The 15,752-nt window shown below is 63.4% G+C and carries 12 protein-coding genes and 1 pseudogene; 2 read left to right on the top strand and 11 right to left on the bottom strand.

Annotation, left to right across the window (positions count from 1 at the left end; genetic code table 11):
* Positions 1 to 5 precede the first annotated feature (5 nt).
* Genes aroB through SA190iCDA_RS00650 form a run of 7 tightly spaced genes read right to left on the bottom strand, consistent with a single transcriptional unit; the run spans position 6 to position 6,683 of the window.
* Positions 6 to 1,112 carry a 3-dehydroquinate synthase gene (gene aroB / locus SA190iCDA_RS00620; protein WP_070885974.1) on the bottom strand — a complete coding sequence of 369 codons (1,107 nt, stop codon included), beginning with the start codon at positions 1,110 to 1,112 and terminating at the stop codon, positions 6 to 8.
* A 51-nt stretch (positions 1,113 to 1,163) separates the two neighbouring features.
* The gene (gene aroK, locus SA190iCDA_RS00625; protein ID WP_027903890.1) at positions 1,164 to 1,682 is read right to left on the bottom strand and encodes a shikimate kinase AroK; all 519 of its coding nucleotides are present in this window, start codon (positions 1,680 to 1,682) and stop codon (positions 1,164 to 1,166) included.
* A gap of 3 nt (positions 1,683 to 1,685) precedes the next feature.
* Positions 1,686 to 3,857, bottom strand: coding sequence for a type IV pilus secretin PilQ (gene pilQ, locus SA190iCDA_RS00630; protein WP_070885973.1), 2,172 nt, complete (start codon positions 3,855 to 3,857; stop codon positions 1,686 to 1,688).
* Between the two features lie 54 nt (positions 3,858 to 3,911).
* Positions 3,912 to 4,430, bottom strand: a complete 519-nt coding sequence (gene pilP / locus SA190iCDA_RS00635) for a type 4a pilus biogenesis lipoprotein PilP (protein ID WP_070885972.1) — start codon at positions 4,428 to 4,430, stop codon at positions 3,912 to 3,914.
* The gene (pilO, locus tag SA190iCDA_RS00640; protein WP_070885971.1) at positions 4,427 to 5,050 is read right to left on the bottom strand and encodes a type 4a pilus biogenesis protein PilO; all 624 of its coding nucleotides are present in this window, start codon (positions 5,048 to 5,050) and stop codon (positions 4,427 to 4,429) included. Before pilO ends, pilP begins: the two co-directional genes overlap by 4 nt.
* A complete protein-coding gene (locus SA190iCDA_RS00645; RefSeq protein WP_070885970.1) occupies positions 5,047 to 5,619 on the bottom strand; it encodes a PilN domain-containing protein in 573 nt (190 codons plus the stop codon). Before SA190iCDA_RS00645 ends, pilO begins: the two co-directional genes overlap by 4 nt.
* Positions 5,619 to 6,683: a pilus assembly protein PilM gene (locus SA190iCDA_RS00650; RefSeq protein WP_070885969.1), complete on the bottom strand. Its 1,065-nt coding sequence runs from the start codon at positions 6,681 to 6,683 to the stop codon at positions 5,619 to 5,621. The genes SA190iCDA_RS00645 and SA190iCDA_RS00650 overlap by 1 nt, the downstream gene beginning before the upstream one ends.
* Before the next feature lie 184 nt (positions 6,684 to 6,867).
* Between SA190iCDA_RS00650 and SA190iCDA_RS00655 the strand changes: the two genes are divergently transcribed.
* Positions 6,868 to 9,303, top strand: coding sequence for a penicillin-binding protein 1A (locus tag SA190iCDA_RS00655; RefSeq protein WP_419203826.1), 2,436 nt, complete (start codon positions 6,868 to 6,870; stop codon positions 9,301 to 9,303).
* Between the two features lie 126 nt (positions 9,304 to 9,429).
* On the opposite strand, the gene SA190iCDA_RS00660 is transcribed toward SA190iCDA_RS00655, so the two are convergent.
* The 4 genes from SA190iCDA_RS00660 to rpmE form a co-directional block, all read right to left on the bottom strand.
* The gene (locus SA190iCDA_RS00660) at positions 9,430 to 10,698 is read right to left on the bottom strand and encodes a malic enzyme-like NAD(P)-binding protein (protein WP_070885967.1); all 1,269 of its coding nucleotides are present in this window, start codon (positions 10,696 to 10,698) and stop codon (positions 9,430 to 9,432) included.
* A 102-nt stretch (positions 10,699 to 10,800) separates the two neighbouring features.
* Positions 10,801 to 12,234 (bottom strand): M48 family metalloprotease, encoded by a 1,434-nt coding sequence (locus tag SA190iCDA_RS00665; protein WP_070885966.1) that lies wholly within the window; start codon positions 12,232 to 12,234, stop codon positions 10,801 to 10,803.
* On the bottom strand, positions 12,231 to 13,028 hold the full coding sequence (locus tag SA190iCDA_RS00670; protein WP_070885965.1) for a thermonuclease family protein: 798 nt from the start codon (positions 13,026 to 13,028) through the stop codon (positions 12,231 to 12,233). Before SA190iCDA_RS00670 ends, SA190iCDA_RS00665 begins: the two co-directional genes overlap by 4 nt.
* Positions 13,029 to 13,054: 26 nt before the next feature.
* The gene (gene rpmE / locus SA190iCDA_RS00675) at positions 13,055 to 13,267 is read right to left on the bottom strand and encodes a 50S ribosomal protein L31 (RefSeq protein ID WP_070885964.1); all 213 of its coding nucleotides are present in this window, start codon (positions 13,265 to 13,267) and stop codon (positions 13,055 to 13,057) included.
* 165 nt (positions 13,268 to 13,432) lie between these two features.
* Here rpmE and SA190iCDA_RS00680 point away from each other — a divergent pair.
* A pseudogene (locus SA190iCDA_RS00680) lies at positions 13,433 to 15,651 on the top strand (primosomal protein N').
* Positions 15,652 to 15,752: the final 101 nt, after the last annotated feature.

Raw genomic sequence — 15,752 nt, forward strand, 5'->3', positions numbered from 1 at the left:
AATACTCACTGATTGTTAAGCCGGGCCACCAGCGCCGAGTAATCGGCGGCCAGGGTGGCACTCAATATGTCTGCCGGGTAATCGCTGGTCACCACCGCTTCGCCCAGCGAACGCAGCAGCACCAGGCGCAATTGACCATCCAGCACTTTCTTGTCCACGGCCATGTGCTCGAGGAACTGTCCGGGCGTCATCGCCTGCGGCGGCACCACAGGCAGGCCAGCAGCCTGGAACAGACGAATACCACGATCACGCTCCTCGGCATTGATCCAGCCCAGGCGATGAGACATCTCCAGGGCCATCACCGTTCCTGCCGCCACGGCTTCACCGTGCAGCCAGACGCCATAGCCCATCTGCGTCTCGATGGCATGCCCGAAGGTATGGCCCAGGTTCAGCGTGGCGCGCACACCGGTTTCCTTTTCGTCAGCACCGACGACCCGCGCCTTGGCCGCACAGGAGCGCTCGATGGCCTCGGTCAGCGCGGCCTGATCCAGGCGGCGCAAGGCAGCCATGTTCTCCTCGAGCCAGTCGAGAAACGGCGCGTCGCAGATCAGCCCGTACTTGATCACCTCAGCCAGGCCCGCCGACAGTTCACGCGGCGGCAGGGTATCCAGGCTGCGCGTATCGATCAGCACGGCCTGCGGCTGGTAGAACGCACCGACCATGTTCTTGCCCAGCGGGTGGTTGATGCCGGTCTTGCCCCCTACCGACGAGTCGACCTGGGACAGCAGGGTAGTCGGCAATTGGATGAAGTTCACGCCGCGCTGATAGCAGGCCGCGGCGAAGCCGGCCATATCGCCGATTACCCCACCACCAAGGGCGAGGACGGTGGTACGCCGATCATGGCGAGCGCCGAGCAGACCATCGAAGATGCTCTGCAAGGTTTCCCAGTTCTTGAACGCCTCGCCATCGGGCAGCACGATCGGGGTGACGCGGTAGTCGGCGAGGGTGTCCTGCAATGCCTTGAGATAAAGCGGCGCGATGGTCTGGTTGGTGACGATGGCCACCTGACGGCCGACGATATGCGGCGCCAACAGATCGGCGCGGCTCAGCAGGCCCGCCCCGATATGAATGGGGTAGCTGCGCTCAGCGAGATCAACATGAAGTGTTTGCATGGAGCCCCCGATTGAAAAAGGGCTCTAGGATAGCGCAGTTCTGCCCTGTCATTAACGGGGCGCCAGCGCTTCCAGCCGCTCGAGAATTTCCTGAACCACCATTCGCGGCGGACGCTCATCGGTCTCGATGATCACATCCGCGATTTCCCGATACAGCGGATCACGAATGGCCAGCAGGTCAGCAAGCACCTGCCCGGGATTGGGCGCACGCAACAAGGGGCGATTGCGATCACGGGCCGTGCGGTCGATCTGCTGTTCCACGGACGCATGCAGATACACAACCCGACCACTGTCGCGCAGCGCCTGGCGATTCTGCGGTCGCAATACCGCGCCACCGCCCGTAGCCAGCACCAGCCCATCGGTCTCGCACAGCGAGCAGATCACTGCCTGCTCGCGTTCGCGAAAACCCTGCTCGCCCTCGACATCGAAAATCCAGGGTATATCGGCACCGGTACGCTGTTCGATCTCCTTGTCGGAGTCCTTGAATGGCAACCGCAGCTCTTTGGCCAGCAAACGCCCGATGGTGCTTTTTCCAGCACCCATCGGGCCGACAAGGATCAGATTACGCACAAATCACTGGCTCACAGCCACCGCAGAAGTGTTCATGATGCGCGGAGTGATGAAAACCAGCAACTCGGTCTTGTTGTCATTGACGATGTCGCGTCGGAACAAGCGCCCCAAGTAAGGTACATCACCAAGGAAAGGCACCTTCTCGGTTGCTTTCGTCTGAGTATTCTCGAACACGCCACCAATCACGATCGTCTCACCATCAGATACCAGAACTTTAGCATTGACTTCGTTCTTGCTAATCGGTGGAACTCCGTTCAATTCGTTCTGATAGTCAGGCGCATCCTTATTGACTTTTACTTCCATGATGATGCGATTGTCCGGGGTAATTTGCGGAGTCACCTCAAGAGACAAAGCTGCCTCTTTGAACGATGTGCTTGTCGCACCGCTGGAACTAGCCTCCTGGTACGGAATTTCCTGGCCTTTCAGAATTTTTGCGGTTTCCTTATCCGAGGTAACCACCTTAGGCTGAGAAACGACTTCGCCGTTGCCCGAACTCTCCATGGCTGAAAGCTGCAGATCGATAATGGCGCTGTTGGTGATAAAGCCAATGCCAATGCCAGATGTGCTGCCCTGAACGCCCATGTCTACGAAAGGAACCGGTGAATTGCCGTCTTCGGTGGTTGGTCGAGAGCAGCTTCCTGCGAAGGGGCCGCAGTTACCTACACCATCCTCCTCGATCCCCAGATTTCCATCCTTACCATAAGCGCGCCATCTGGACCCCGCATTACCGAGGGTACCGCCCCAGCGCACACCAAGCGCCTTGCTGTAATTCACATTGGCCTCAACAATACGCGCCTCGATCATCACCTGACGCACCGCCACATCGAGCTGCGCCACGATACGGCGCAGCTCGTCCAGCCGCTCCTGAGTCTGATAAGCGATGATGCTATTGGTGCGCTCATCGACCGTGATGGACCCGCGATCGTCCGGTACGCCACCATCAGCACTGGTCACCGACTGGAACAACTTGGCCATATCCTCGGCCTTGGCGTAGTTGACCTGAATCAGCTCACGGCGCAGCGGGGCCAGTTCGGCGATCTGCTTCTGCGACTCCAGCTCCTGACGCTCACGGGCGGCAATCTCTTCCGCCGGCGCGACCAGCAGCACGTTGCCGACCTGACGCTTGTCGAGGCCTTTGGTCTTGAGCACCAGATCCAGCGCCTGGTCCCACGGCACGTTCTGCAGACGCAGGGTGATATTGCCCGCCACCGTGTCACTGGCGACCAGGTTCAAATCGGTGAAATCGGCGATCAGCTGCAGCACCGAACGCACGTCGATATCCTGGAAGTTCAGCGACAGCTTCTCGCCGGTATAGGCGAAACGCTCGGCCTGACGCTTGTCGGCATCTTCCTGGGTCAGCGGCTTGACGCTGAGGGTCAGCTTGTTCTCGGTCTGGTAGGCCAGGTAATCGAAGGCCCCTACCGGCTCGATCACAATACTGGCGTCGTCGCCAGTACCGCTGGCACTGACGAACTGCACCGGGGTGGCGAAGTCCTTGACGTCCAGGCGCACACGCAGGGCCTCGGGCAGCTGGGTGCGGTTGAAATTGAGGATGATCTTGCCGCCACGCTCCTGAATATCAGGGCTGACAGACGCATCGGACAGGTTGATGACGACATTGCCCTCGCCCTGCTCGCCGCGCTGGAAGTCGATATTGCTGATCGACTTGTTGACGGCGCCGAATACCTTGGGCGCTGCCGGCGCCGCAACTGGCGTTGCCGCCTGAGCAGGACGGGCCGCCGCTGGCGCAGGCGCGCTCACCGGCGCCGCTGCCGTGGCGGTTGCCGATGTGGCCACGCCGGTACCGACCTGCACGAACAGGTTGTTGCCTTCGGTGCGGGTGTTGTAGGGCGACAGGTTGGTCAGGTTGATGATCAGCCGCGTGCGATCCTTGGCCTCGACCACGGTGACACTGCGCGCGTTGCCCATGCCCAGCTCGCGGTTCTTCACACCCAGCTTGTTGGACACGCCGGGCAGATCCAGTGCGATACGCGCCGGCTGCTCGATGGTATAGCCGCGCGGCGCCGCCACCGGCTCATCGAAGGACAGTTTCAGCTCGACACGGTCGCCCGGCAGAGCCGCCACATCCAGCGCCTGCAGGTTGGCGGCCAGAGCGGCAGGAGAGAGCAGTGCCACCAGCAGCGAGAGGCTTAGGCGAGAGAGAGAGCTGTTCATGCTTGGATTCCGTTTGGCAGACCGGTTATTTCTGTTCATGCTTCACCTCGCTCCTCAGGAGCGTTCCTTCAGAGTGAGGGTACGAGGACGTTCGAGCCAGCCGCCGTCGCCATCCGGGACAATTTCGATAACGTCGATCTTGGCGCTGTCGATGGCGACGATGCGGCCTTCATTACGTCCCAGGTAATCCCCAACCTTGACGCGATGGACTCCGCCCGCACCGCTCACCAGAGCGAACGAACCATTGTCATTGGCCAGCGTGCCGACCATCTCGAACAGCTCGATATTGAACCCTTCGAGGAACTGCTTCACGCGCGTTTCGTCGGGTTTGATTTCCTTGCTGCCTTTCGCCCGAGCGACCATATCGATCTTCACCGGCGGCTGGAATGGGCTGCGCAAGGCAGCAGCGCTGTAGGTGAAGCTTTCGTAGGGTTCAGGTTGCGGCAAGGGCTCGATCTGGCCCTTGGGCCGCGCCCGTACCTCATCCATGTAGGCTTGAAGATCGCTGAAGTCACCACCGCCGCAGCCACTCAGGGTCAGCAGCAACAGGCCAGGCACAAGGACACGTTTCATTGGTGTGCCCCCTTGTCGTTATAGCGGTAGGTCTTGGCCAGCACACTCATGCGCAGCTTCGAGGTGCTGCCTTGCTCGGCCGGCACCAGTTCGAAATCATGCAGCGTCACGATGCGCGGCTGACTGGCGACGCCACTGACGAAGGTCGCCAGGTCATGGTAGCCACCGACCACCTGAATCTGGATAGGCAGTTCGATATAGAACGGCTGCGTGACTTCCGGTAGCAACTTGATCTCCTCGAACTCCAGGCCGCTGTCCAGGCCGATACGGGTGATGTCTTCGAGCAGACCCGGCACTTCGGTATCGCTGGGCAACTGCTTGAGCAGAGCACCGAACGACGTCTCAGCCTCCTTCATCTGCTCGCGGTAAGCCTCCAGGTTGGCCGCCTGAAACGCCTTGGTGGAAAACTGCTCCTTGAGGGTTTCCTCATCCAGACGCTGCTGATCCAATGTGGCCTGCAGATCCTTCAGGTGGAAGTTGTAGCCCAGCACCAGAACCAGCACGACGGCCAGAATGCCGGCGATCACCTTGACCGCGGCGGGCCAGGAGCCGATGTTGTTCAGATCGAGATCGTTGATATCGACCTTGCGCAGGCTGGCCAGAGAATCATTCAGGCTCATGGCTTGACCTCCGCTTCTTCCTTGGCAGGCTTGGATTGCTGCACGGTCAGCTGGAAGGTATTGGCCTGGTCCACTGCACCGGCGGTAACGGCCTTGACCTCGGTCAGGTTGGGCGCGGTCAGCCAGTCGGAGGCATCCATGTCACGCATCAGTTTGGACACTCGGCTGTTCGACTCGGCCGCGCCGACGATGGCGATGGTCTTGTCGGTCATTTTCACCCCGGTGAAATACACGCCATCGGGCAGCGTTCGTACCAACTGGTCGAACACATGGCCAATGATCGGACGGTTGCCCTGCAGGTCCTGAATGATCTTCATCCGCTCCAGCAATTGCTGGCGGCGGGTGCGCAGCTCGCTGATTTCCGCAATGCGGGTGTCGAGCACGGCAATTTCCTTGCGCACGAAGTCGTTACGGGCCTGCTGATTCTCGATCTCACCATTGAGGTACTGGTCGCCCAGGAAGATCAGCGCTGCGGCGGCGACCAGCAGGCCACCCAGCGACACCAGGAAGCGCTGCTTGCGCTCTTCGCGAAGCTGCTCGCGCCAGGGAAGGAGGTTAATCCGCGCCATCAGTCGAAACTCCTCATCGCCAGGCCGCAGGCAATCATCAGTGCCGGTGCATCACTGGCCAGCGCCCCCGCATTGACCTTGCCGCTCAGGGCCATGTCCGCGAACGGGTTGGCGACCAGGGTCTGGGTGCCTATCTTCTGCTGAATGAGGCGATCGAGATCCGGGATGGAGGCGGTTCCACCGGCCAGCAGGATGTAATCCACATCGTTGTACTGGCCGGCGGCAAAGAAGAACTGCAGAGAGCGCGACACCTGCTGTACCAATGCATCCTTGAAGGGCTGCAACACTTCGCTTTCGTAGTCGTCGGGCAGGCCGCCCTGCTTCTTGGCAAGCCCCGCTTCATCGACGGACAGGCCATAGCGACGCTGGATTTCCTCGGTCAGCTGGCGGCCACCGAACAGCTGCTCGCGGGTATAGATGGTGCGGCCATTGTGCAGCACGCTGAGCGTGGTCATGGTGGCGCCGATATCGACGACGGCCACGGTCAATTCGTCGTGTCCACCGCCGAGCTGTTCGGCCAGCAGGTCGTAGGCACGCTCGAGGGCATAGGCTTCGACATCGACGACCTTGGCGGTCAGCCCGGCAAGGGCCAGGGCGGCCTCGCGAACCTCGACGTTTTCCTTGCGGCAGGCTGCAAGCAGCACTTCGACCCGCTCGGGGTTGCGCGGCGAAATGCCCTGAACTTCGAAGTCGATCGCCACCTCTTCCAGGGGGTAGGGAATGTACTGGTCGGCTTCGAGCTTGAGCTGGTTCTCCAGCTCGTCGTCCGACAGGCCCGCTTCCATCTCGACGGTCTTGGTGATCACCGCGGAGCCGGCAACGGCCACGGAAACCGAGCGCACGCTGGTCTTGGCCTTGGCCAGGACACGCGACAACGCCTGGCCGACCCCTTCGAGTTCGGCGATGTTCTTTTCGACCACAGCATTGGCGGGGAGCGGCTCGACTGCGTAGGCCTCTACCTTGTAGCGGCTACCTGAGCGACTCAATTCGAGGAGCTTGACGGAGGTCGAACTTATATCGATCCCCAAAAGCGTATTCGCTTTTTTACTGAAGAGCCCTAGCACGACCGATTTCCTATTCACATCCATAACTTACGGATGATTTATGTTTTTCCACATTAAATAGCAGACTTGACAGAAGCGCAAATGGCTCCCCGGCAAAAAAAACGCTTATAATGTGATCAGCTTTTGCCTTTTCATTTTGCCTTCCGCTTAACTCATTCTTTTATCTGGAAATCCAAAAATCTTGATGCGTTTGCTGAAGTTTTTCTGCTGGTCCGTCATCGCCGTTTTTTGTGCGCTGGTACTCGCCGTCAGTGGTGCCTTTCTCTACCTGAGCCCGACCCTACCCTCTGTCGATGCCTTGCGCAGTATAGAGCTGCAGATACCCCTTCGCGTGTACAGCAGCGACGGAAAACTCATCGCCGAGTTCGGCGAGATGCGCCGCTCGCCCATCGCCTTCGCCGACATACCGCCCGATTTCACCAGCGCCCTGCTGGCGGCCGAAGACGATAATTTCGCAAACCATTATGGCGTTGATCTTACGAGCCTGATGCGCGCTGCCACGCAATTATTGAAAACAGGTCAGATTCAGTCCGGCGGCAGCACCATCACCATGCAGGTGGCGAAGAACTTCTTCCTCACCAGCGAACGCAGCTTTTCACGCAAGATCACCGAGATCCTGCTCGCCCTGCAGATCGAGCGCGAGCTGAGCAAGAACGAAATCCTCGAGCTGTACGTCAACAAGATCTACCTGGGACACCGCGCCTATGGCATCGAAGCCGCCGCCCAAGTCTATTACGGCAAATCCATCCGAGACTTGAGCCTTTCGCAGCTTGCGACGATAGCCGGTCTTCCCAAGGCACCTTCGGCGTTCAACCCGCTGACCAATCCGACCCGGGCCAAGGAGCGCCGCGACTGGATTCTCGGTCGTATGCATCGCCTGGGGCGCATCGACCAGGCGCGCTACGAAACCGCCCTCGCCGAGCCGGTGGACGCCAGCTACCACGTGCCCACACCGGAAGTGCCGGCGCCCTACGTGGCCGAGATGGCCCGTGCCGAAATGGTCGGCCGCTACGGCAGCGACGCCTACACCCAGGGCTTCAACGTCACCACCACGGTGCCCAGCGACCTGCAGGTCATGGCCAACAAGGCCCTGCGCGACGGCCTGATCGAATACGACCAGCGCCATGGCTATCGCGGCCCGGAAAGCCGCCTGCCCGGCATGACCCGGGAAACCTGGCAGACCGAGCTCAGCAAGCAGGGCCTGCGCGGCGGCCTGGAGCCGGCGATCGTCACCCAGGTGGAGAAGAGCGGCATCCTGGTGCTGACCCGTCGCGGCGATGAGGAAGCGGTGTCCTGGGACAGCATGAAATGGGCCCGCCCCTTCCTCAACACCAACAGCCTGGGGCCACGCCCGCAACAACCGGCGGATGTGGCGCAGATCGGCGACCTGATCCGCGTCCAGCGTCAGGACGACGGCAGCCTGCGCTTCGCGCAACTGCCCAGCGCGCAAAGTGCCCTGGTCTCGCTCGACCCGCAGAATGGCGCCATCCGCGCCCTGGTCGGCGGCTTCTCCTTCGAGCAGAGCAACTACAACCGCGCCGTGCAGGCCAAGCGCCAGCCCGGTTCGAGCTTCAAGCCCTTCATCTATAGCGCGGCGCTCGATAACGGCTACACCGCCGCGAGCCTAGTCAACGACGCACCGATCGTGTTCGTCGACGACTATATGGACCAGGTCTGGCGACCGAAGAACGACACCAACACCTTCCTCGGCCCCATCCGTCTGCGTGAAGCGTTGTACAAGTCGCGCAACCTGGTATCGATCCGCCTGCTGCAGGCCATGGGCATCGAGAACACCCTGCGCTACATCGAGCGCTTCGGCTTCAACCGACAGGATCTGCCACGCAACCTGTCCCTGGCACTCGGTACGGCCAACCTGACGCCCATGGAAATCGCCACGGGCTGGACGGCGTTCGCCAATGGTGGCCACAAGGTGCAGCCCTACCTGATCCAGCGCATCGACAACCGCCATGGTGACCCGCTGTTCATCGCCAACCCGCCGACCGTGCCCAACGCAGCCAAGCCCGAAGTGCCGCCGCCGGTCAACGAGGAAGGCGTGATGAGCACCGCCGAGGCGGCCCCCGAGCAACTGCCGGAGGCCCCGGAGCCGGCAACCGCCGAGCGTATCCTCGACGAGCGCACCGCCTACATCATGACCAGCATGCTGCAGGACGTGATCAAGCGCGGCACCGGGCGCCGGGCCATGGCCCTGGGCCGCACCGACCTGGCCGGCAAGACCGGGACCACCAACGAGTCCAAGGACAGCTGGTTCTCCGGTTACAACGCCGACTACGTGACCACCGTATGGGCCGGTTTCGACCAGCCGGAAAGCCTGGGCCGCCATGAATACGGCGGCACCGTGGCACTGCCGATCTGGATGAGCTACATGGGCGCCGCCCTCAAGGACAAGCCCAACCACGCCCCTGCCGAGCCCGAAGGCATACTCACCCTACGCGTCGATCCGCACAGCGGCCGCGCCGCAGCACCCGGCACGCCGGATGCCTACTTCGAGCTGTTCAAGAGCGAAGATTCGCCACCGCCGATGAACGAGCTCGACCCCGGCATGGGCGCGCCAAACAGCCCACTGCCGGCAGACGAGAGCGCACCGATCGATCTATTCTAGAAACAGCTAAAGGCTGCAAGCTGCAAGCTGCAAGCTGCAAGCGACAGGCAAGAGCCGGTAGCCTGTAGCCAATAGAAACCCCTAAAAAAACCCACCGAAGCGGGTTTTTTATATCAGCTGAACGACTCAGCCCTTGAACACGTCGTCGACCGACTGCAGCGGGTAGTGCTTCGGATACGGCAGGGTCGCCACGCCGCTCTCGATGGCGGCCTTGGCAACGGCATCGCAGACCACGTTGATCAGGCGAGCGTCCATCGGCTTCGGGATGATGTACTCGCGGCCGAATTCCAGCTTGATGCCGCCGTAGGCATCGCACACGTCCTGGGGCACCGGCAGCTTGGCCAGCTCGCGCAGGGCGTTGGCGGCGGCGATCTTCATCTCTTCGTTGATGCGGGTCGCACGAACGTCCAGCGCACCACGGAAGATGAACGGGAAGCCCAGCACGTTGTTGACCTGGTTCGGGTAGTCGGAACGACCGGTGGCCATGATCACGTCGTCGCGGGTGGCGTGGGCCAGCTCCGGCTTGATTTCCGGATCCGGATTCGAGCAGGCGAACACGATCGGGTTCGGCGCCATCAGCTTGAGGCCTTCGGCGCTCAGCAGATCCGGGCCGGAGAGGCCGACGAATACGTCAGCGCCGGTCAGGGCATCATCCAGGGTGCGCTTGTCGGTTTCGGTGGCGAATACCGCCTTGTACTGGTTCAGGTCGTCGCGGCCGGCGTGGATCACGCCTTTGCGGTCGATCATGTAGATGTTCTCGACCTTCGCACCCATGCTCACCAGCAATTTCATGCAGGAGATGGCGGCGGCGCCGGCGCCGAGGCAGACGATCTTGGCCTCCGGCAGGGTCTTGCCGGCGATTTCCAGGGCATTGAGCATGCCGGCTGCGGTGACGATCGCGGTGCCGTGCTGGTCATCGTGGAACACCGGGATGTCGCACTGCTCGATCAGCGCGCGCTCGATCTCGAAGCACTCGGGCGCCTTGATGTCTTCCAGGTTGATGCCACCGAAGGTGATGGAGATGCGCTTGACGGTGTCGATGAAGGCCTGCGGGCTTTCGGCATCGACCTCGATGTCGAACACGTCGACACCGGCGAAACGCTTGAACAGTACGCCCTTGCCTTCCATGACCGGCTTGGAAGCCAGCGGGCCGAGGTCGCCCAGGCCGAGGATTGCGGTGCCGTCGGAAATGACTGCCACCAGGTTGCCTTTACCGGTGTAACGGTAGGCGAGCTCCGGATCGCGAGCGATCTCGCGCACTGGCTCGGCGACACCCGGGCTGTAGGCCAGCGACAGGTCACGGGCAGTGGCGGTGGGTTTGGTGAGCTCGACGCTCAACTTACCCGGACGGGGCTTCTCATGGTATTCGAGAGCGGCAGTTTTCAGATCAGACATAGTGGCATTTCCGCTTTTTTGGGCTATGGACTGGCAGGCGGCCGAGGATACGCAAAGTTCAGGGGCCTGCACAAGACTATGCAGTCAGCCTGCAAACGTGCCTCAGCGAACCGTCTTGAACCATTCACCGGGGCGCGGCTCGCCCTGTGGATAAAGATTGTTGAGCAGCCGCAAGGTCGCCTCGCCGTCACCGGGCAGGCCGCTGCCTGCCGCCAGGGCCTTGACGGTTTGCCCTGGGCTGACGCGCAGCAATTGCAACCTCAGCGGCTCGGCCAGCTTGCGCTCGGCCGGCTGCAGCGGCTGAAAACTGCTGATCGCCGCCAGCATCTGGGCGTCTTCCGCCGCGCTCGCGGCCCGACCCTTGGCCGCACCGACGAACAGGTAGGCCTTGTCGTCCTTGACGATCACCGCCACCCGGCGCGGCGCAGTGCCCTCGACCAGACCGGTATAACCCTGCAAACCGGCCAATTGCAGCGGCTCGCCACCGCGCAGGCGTCTGCCGCCGATGCGCTGGCTCAGCAGGGTCGCGGCGTCCAGCCGGCGCGGATTGTCTTCCAGCATCATGGCGACGAGCACCTGCTGGTCTGGCGACTGGCCGACCAGTTGCTGCGGCTCGTTGATGAGGCTCCAGCCTTTGGCGAACGTCAGGGTGAAGTCGAGATCCCGGTGATAGAAGCGCTCGCCGCGACGAATGCCGCTCTCGGCCGAATCACCGAATGGCAAGCCCTGCAGCCGTTTCAGAAAGGCCTCGCGATTGACCTCCTGCTGCCCGGCGACCAGCGCACGGGCCGGGCCGATCACCTGCTGCAGACGGCGGTCGTTATCCGGATGGGTGTCGAACAGGCCATGGTAGCTGCCAACCGGCTGCTGCTCGCCGCGTGCCGCAGCCTGGTCACGGGCGAAGTCTTCCTGCAGCTTGAGCACCTTGACCACTTCGATCATCGCCTGCGGGTCATAACCACCGCGGGCCAGGTACTGGGCGCCGAGGCCGTCGGCCTCCAGCTCCATGTCGCGGCCGTAGCCACGCACCACGGCATTGCCCAGCACACCGGTGACGTCCGCGGCGGCGCCAACGCCGGTGCCCATGGCCACCGCCTGGCCGAGAAGCCCCCAGGCGGTCGACTGGCTTTGCTGGCGCACCCCGTGGCGGGCGGTCACATGGCCGACCTCGTGGCCGAGCACGGCCGCCAGCTCGGCCTCCGAGCCCAGGTAGGCCATCAGCCCGCGATGGATATAGATGTAGCCGCCCGGCAGGGCGAAGGCATTGATGTCCGGGCTGTCGATCACGGTGAAGTGATAGTCCAGCTGGCCACGGTGACTGTGTCGCGCCACGCGCTCACCAACCTGCTGGACATAGGCCTGCAGGGCTTCATCAGGGTAACGCGGGTACTGCTTGAGAATCTGCTGATGGGCATCGCGGCCGAGGGACAGCTCCTGGGCCTCGCTCATCATCACGAAGTCGGTACGTCCGGTGGCCGGATTCACCGCACAGCCGGCCAGGGTCGCCAGCATCAGGATCAGCAGGCACAGCCTCATTGCAACACCTCCAGCATGGCGCCGTGGGTCAGGGGCAACATCCAGCGCGCCTGGCCGGCCTTGAGGCCGCCACCGCGGGAGCGGTCGATCATCCAGCCGCGGGCCTCGACCCGCTTGCCCTGGAGATCCCGCAACAGCGATGCCTCGAAGCTATCCAGCACAGGCGGCGCAATACGCAGCACCACAGAATTGCCCAGTTCGATCCACACACCGCCACGATTGCGCTCGACGCGCTGTACCTGCCCCTCGAGCAATACGAAGCCACCCGTGCGCACCGCGCGAGCCGGCAGCGGCCGCAACTGCGCCCAGAGGCCGGCCCGGGCGTTGCGCGCCTGGCGCTCGGCTTCGCGATGGCAAGCGACCAGCGACACATTGGGCATGATCGCCACCATCTGACCCAACCCTTCGGCGAGCAGCTGCGCTTCCAGGTTGCGGCCCTGGCTGTCGTAAAGGTGGGCCAGGGTGCGCCCGTAGCGATCCTGTTTCTGCTCACCGGCCTGCACACCAACTCGACCGCCATTGGCGGCCACCAGCTCGGTGAGGTGTTCACGGGCAGCCTCGGCGAACGGCTCGGTCGGCCGCCCCTTGCGTGCCAACTCGGGGGCATTGAGGCCGATCAGGCGAACGTTGCGGCCATCGACCAGGCGCAGGGTGTCGCCATCCACCACACGCTGCACCTTGGCCTGCGGCAACTTCCCGGGCGCCGGGCAGAGTGCATGGGCCGGCAGGCAAAAGACAGAAACGAAAAAGGCGCCCACCAGGGACGCCTTTTTCAATGATGCGAAAACAGCCATGTGGGCCTCTTTCGCTGCTCGGTCGCTTACTTGGCGCCGAACACACCGAAGCGCTGCTTGAAGCGATCGATACGGCCGCCGGTGTCCAGCACCTTCTGCTTACCGGTGTAGAACGGGTGGCACTCGGAGCAGACGTCCAGGCTCAGGGGCTTGCCCAGGGTGGAGCGGGTCTTGATGACGTTGCCGCAGCTGCAGGTGGCGTCGATGGCGACGTATTCCGGATGGATATCGGCTTTCATGATTCTTCCTCAGGTTTTGTGCCGCCACCCGACACTATTGTCAGGTACCGCACTTAGGTTGGCCGCGGATCATACCAGAGCCGGCCGTTGATGCAACTAACCCGCTGTTACCGGCCGTCGCACATGGCCTGTTACTATTGCGCCTCGCCTGCCTGGAGCCTCTGCGTGCCCGACGTCATCCTGCGACTCGCCCTGCCCTCGCCACTGCGCCGGCTGTTCGACTACCTCGCCCCCCCGGCGTGTCGGCCCGCGACCTGCAGCCCGGTGCACGACTGCGCGTGCCCTTCGGCCGCCGGGAGATGATCGGCGTGCTGATCGAGGTCACAGGCCACAGCGAGGTGCCGGCGGACAAGCTCAAGCCCGCACTGCAACTGCTCGATCTGCAAGCCCCTGTGCCACCGGCGCTGATGCGCCTGTGCCAATGGACCGCCCAGTATTATCAGCACAGCCTGGGCGACACCCTGAGCTGGGCGCTGCCGGTGCTGCTGCGCCAGGGCGAGCCCGCCGAAGCCCGCCAGGAGCGCTTCTGGCTGATCGCCAAGGACGCCCGCCTGGATGACCCGCGCCTGGCCCGCGCGCCGCGCCAGCGCGAAGCCCTGAAGACCATCGCCCAGCACCCCCACGGCGTCGCCCACCAGTTGCTCAGCCAGTTGCAGATCAACCGAGACAGCCTGCAGCTGCTGCAGGAGAAGGGCCTGGTGCGCGTCGAAGTACGCCGCCTGAGCAGCCCGGAACGCCACGCCAACTGGCTGGCCCAGCCGGAATTGCCGCTCAACGCCGAGCAGCGCGCCGCGGCCGAGGCGGTACGCGCCGGCTTCGAGGGCTTCAACGCCTTCCTGCTGGCCGGGGTGACCGGCAGCGGCAAGACCGAGGTCTATCTGCAGCTGATCCGCGAAACGCTCGAGGCCGGCAAACAGGCCCTGGTGCTGATTCCCGAGATCAACCTGGGCCCGCAGACCCTGGCGCGCTTCGAACGCCGCTTCAACGCGCGCATCGCCCTGCTGCATTCGGCGGTCAACGACCGCGAGCGCCTGGATGCCTGGCTGGCGGCGCGCGACGGCGAGGCCGACATCATCATCGGCACCCGCTCGGCGCTGTTCACGCCCATGAAGCGCCCCGGGCTGATCATCATCGACGAGGAGCACGACGCCTCCTATAAACAGCAGGAAGGCCTGCGCTACCACGCCCGCGACCTGGCCGTGGTGCGCGCCCACCAGGAAAACGTGCCGATCGTGCTCGGCTCGGCCACGCCCTCCCTGGAGAGCCTGCACAACGCCCACAGCGGCCGCTACGCCCTGCTGCGCATGAACCAGCGCGCCGGCGGTGCCCAGCCACCGCGCTTCCTGCGCCTGGACATCAAGAGCCGCCCGCTGGATGCCGGCATGTCGCCGCCGCTGCAGCAGGCCATCACCCAGACCCTGGCGGCCGGCCAGCAGGTGCTGGTGTTCCTCAACCGCCGCGGCTTTGCGCCGACGTTGCTGTGCCACGAATGCGGCTGGCTGTCCGAATGCCCGCGCTGCGATGCGCGCATGACCGTGCACCAGCGCAGCCGCGAGCTGCGCTGCCACCATTGCGGCCACGCCGAGCGCCAGCCCAGCAACTGCCCGAGCTGCAACAACGTCGACCTGCGCCCGGTCGGCGCTGGCACCGAACGCGCCGAGGAGCGCCTAGAGATTCTGTTTCCGAACGTACCGGTGCTGCGCGTGGATCGCGACAGCACCTCACGCAAGGAGGCAATGAACAGCCTGTTCAACACCGTGCAGCGCGGTGAGCCGTGCATCCTGGTCGGCACCCAGATGCTCGCCAAGGGGCACCATTTTCCGCGCGTTACCCTGGTGGCGATCCTCGATGCCGACGGCGGGCTGTTCTCCGCCGACTTCCGCGCCAGCGAGCGCATGGCCCAGCTGATCGTCCAGGTCGCTGGCCGCGCGGGGCGCGCCGAGGAGCCGGGCAAGGTGATCATCCAGAGCCACCTGGCCGACCATCCGCTGCTGGTGCAGCTGACCGAACAGGGTTACTTCGCCTTTGCCGACCAGGCGCTGAGCGAACGCCGCGCCGCCGGCCTGCCGCCGTTCTGCCACCTGGCCTTGCTGCGCGCCGAGGCGCACAAGCCCGGTCAGGCCGAAGGCTTCCTCGACGAAGCCTGCAGCGAGGCCGAGCAGTTGCTGGGTGAACTGGCGCTGAGCGGCATCGAACTGCTGGGCCCTGTGCCTGCGCCCATGGAGCGGCGCGCCGGGCGCTACCGCGCGCAATTGCTGCTGCAGGGCAACGCCCGGGCGCCGTTGCACAAGCTGCTGGCGCACTGGCTGCTGGTACTGGAAAGCCTGCCCAGCGGGCGCGCGGTGCGCTGGTCGCTGGATGTCGACCCGATCGATCTTTTCTAGGCTGCAGGGCACGAGCTGCAAGCCATAGGCCGATACGCTTGCCTGAAGCCTGTGGCCTGCAGCCTGCCGCTACTTCTATAATGTGCAGTTTTCGATCAAAG

The sequence above is a fragment of the Pseudomonas argentinensis genome (assembly GCF_001839655.2).
Classification (GTDB): Bacteria; Pseudomonadota; Gammaproteobacteria; order Pseudomonadales; family Pseudomonadaceae; genus Aquipseudomonas; species Aquipseudomonas argentinensis_B.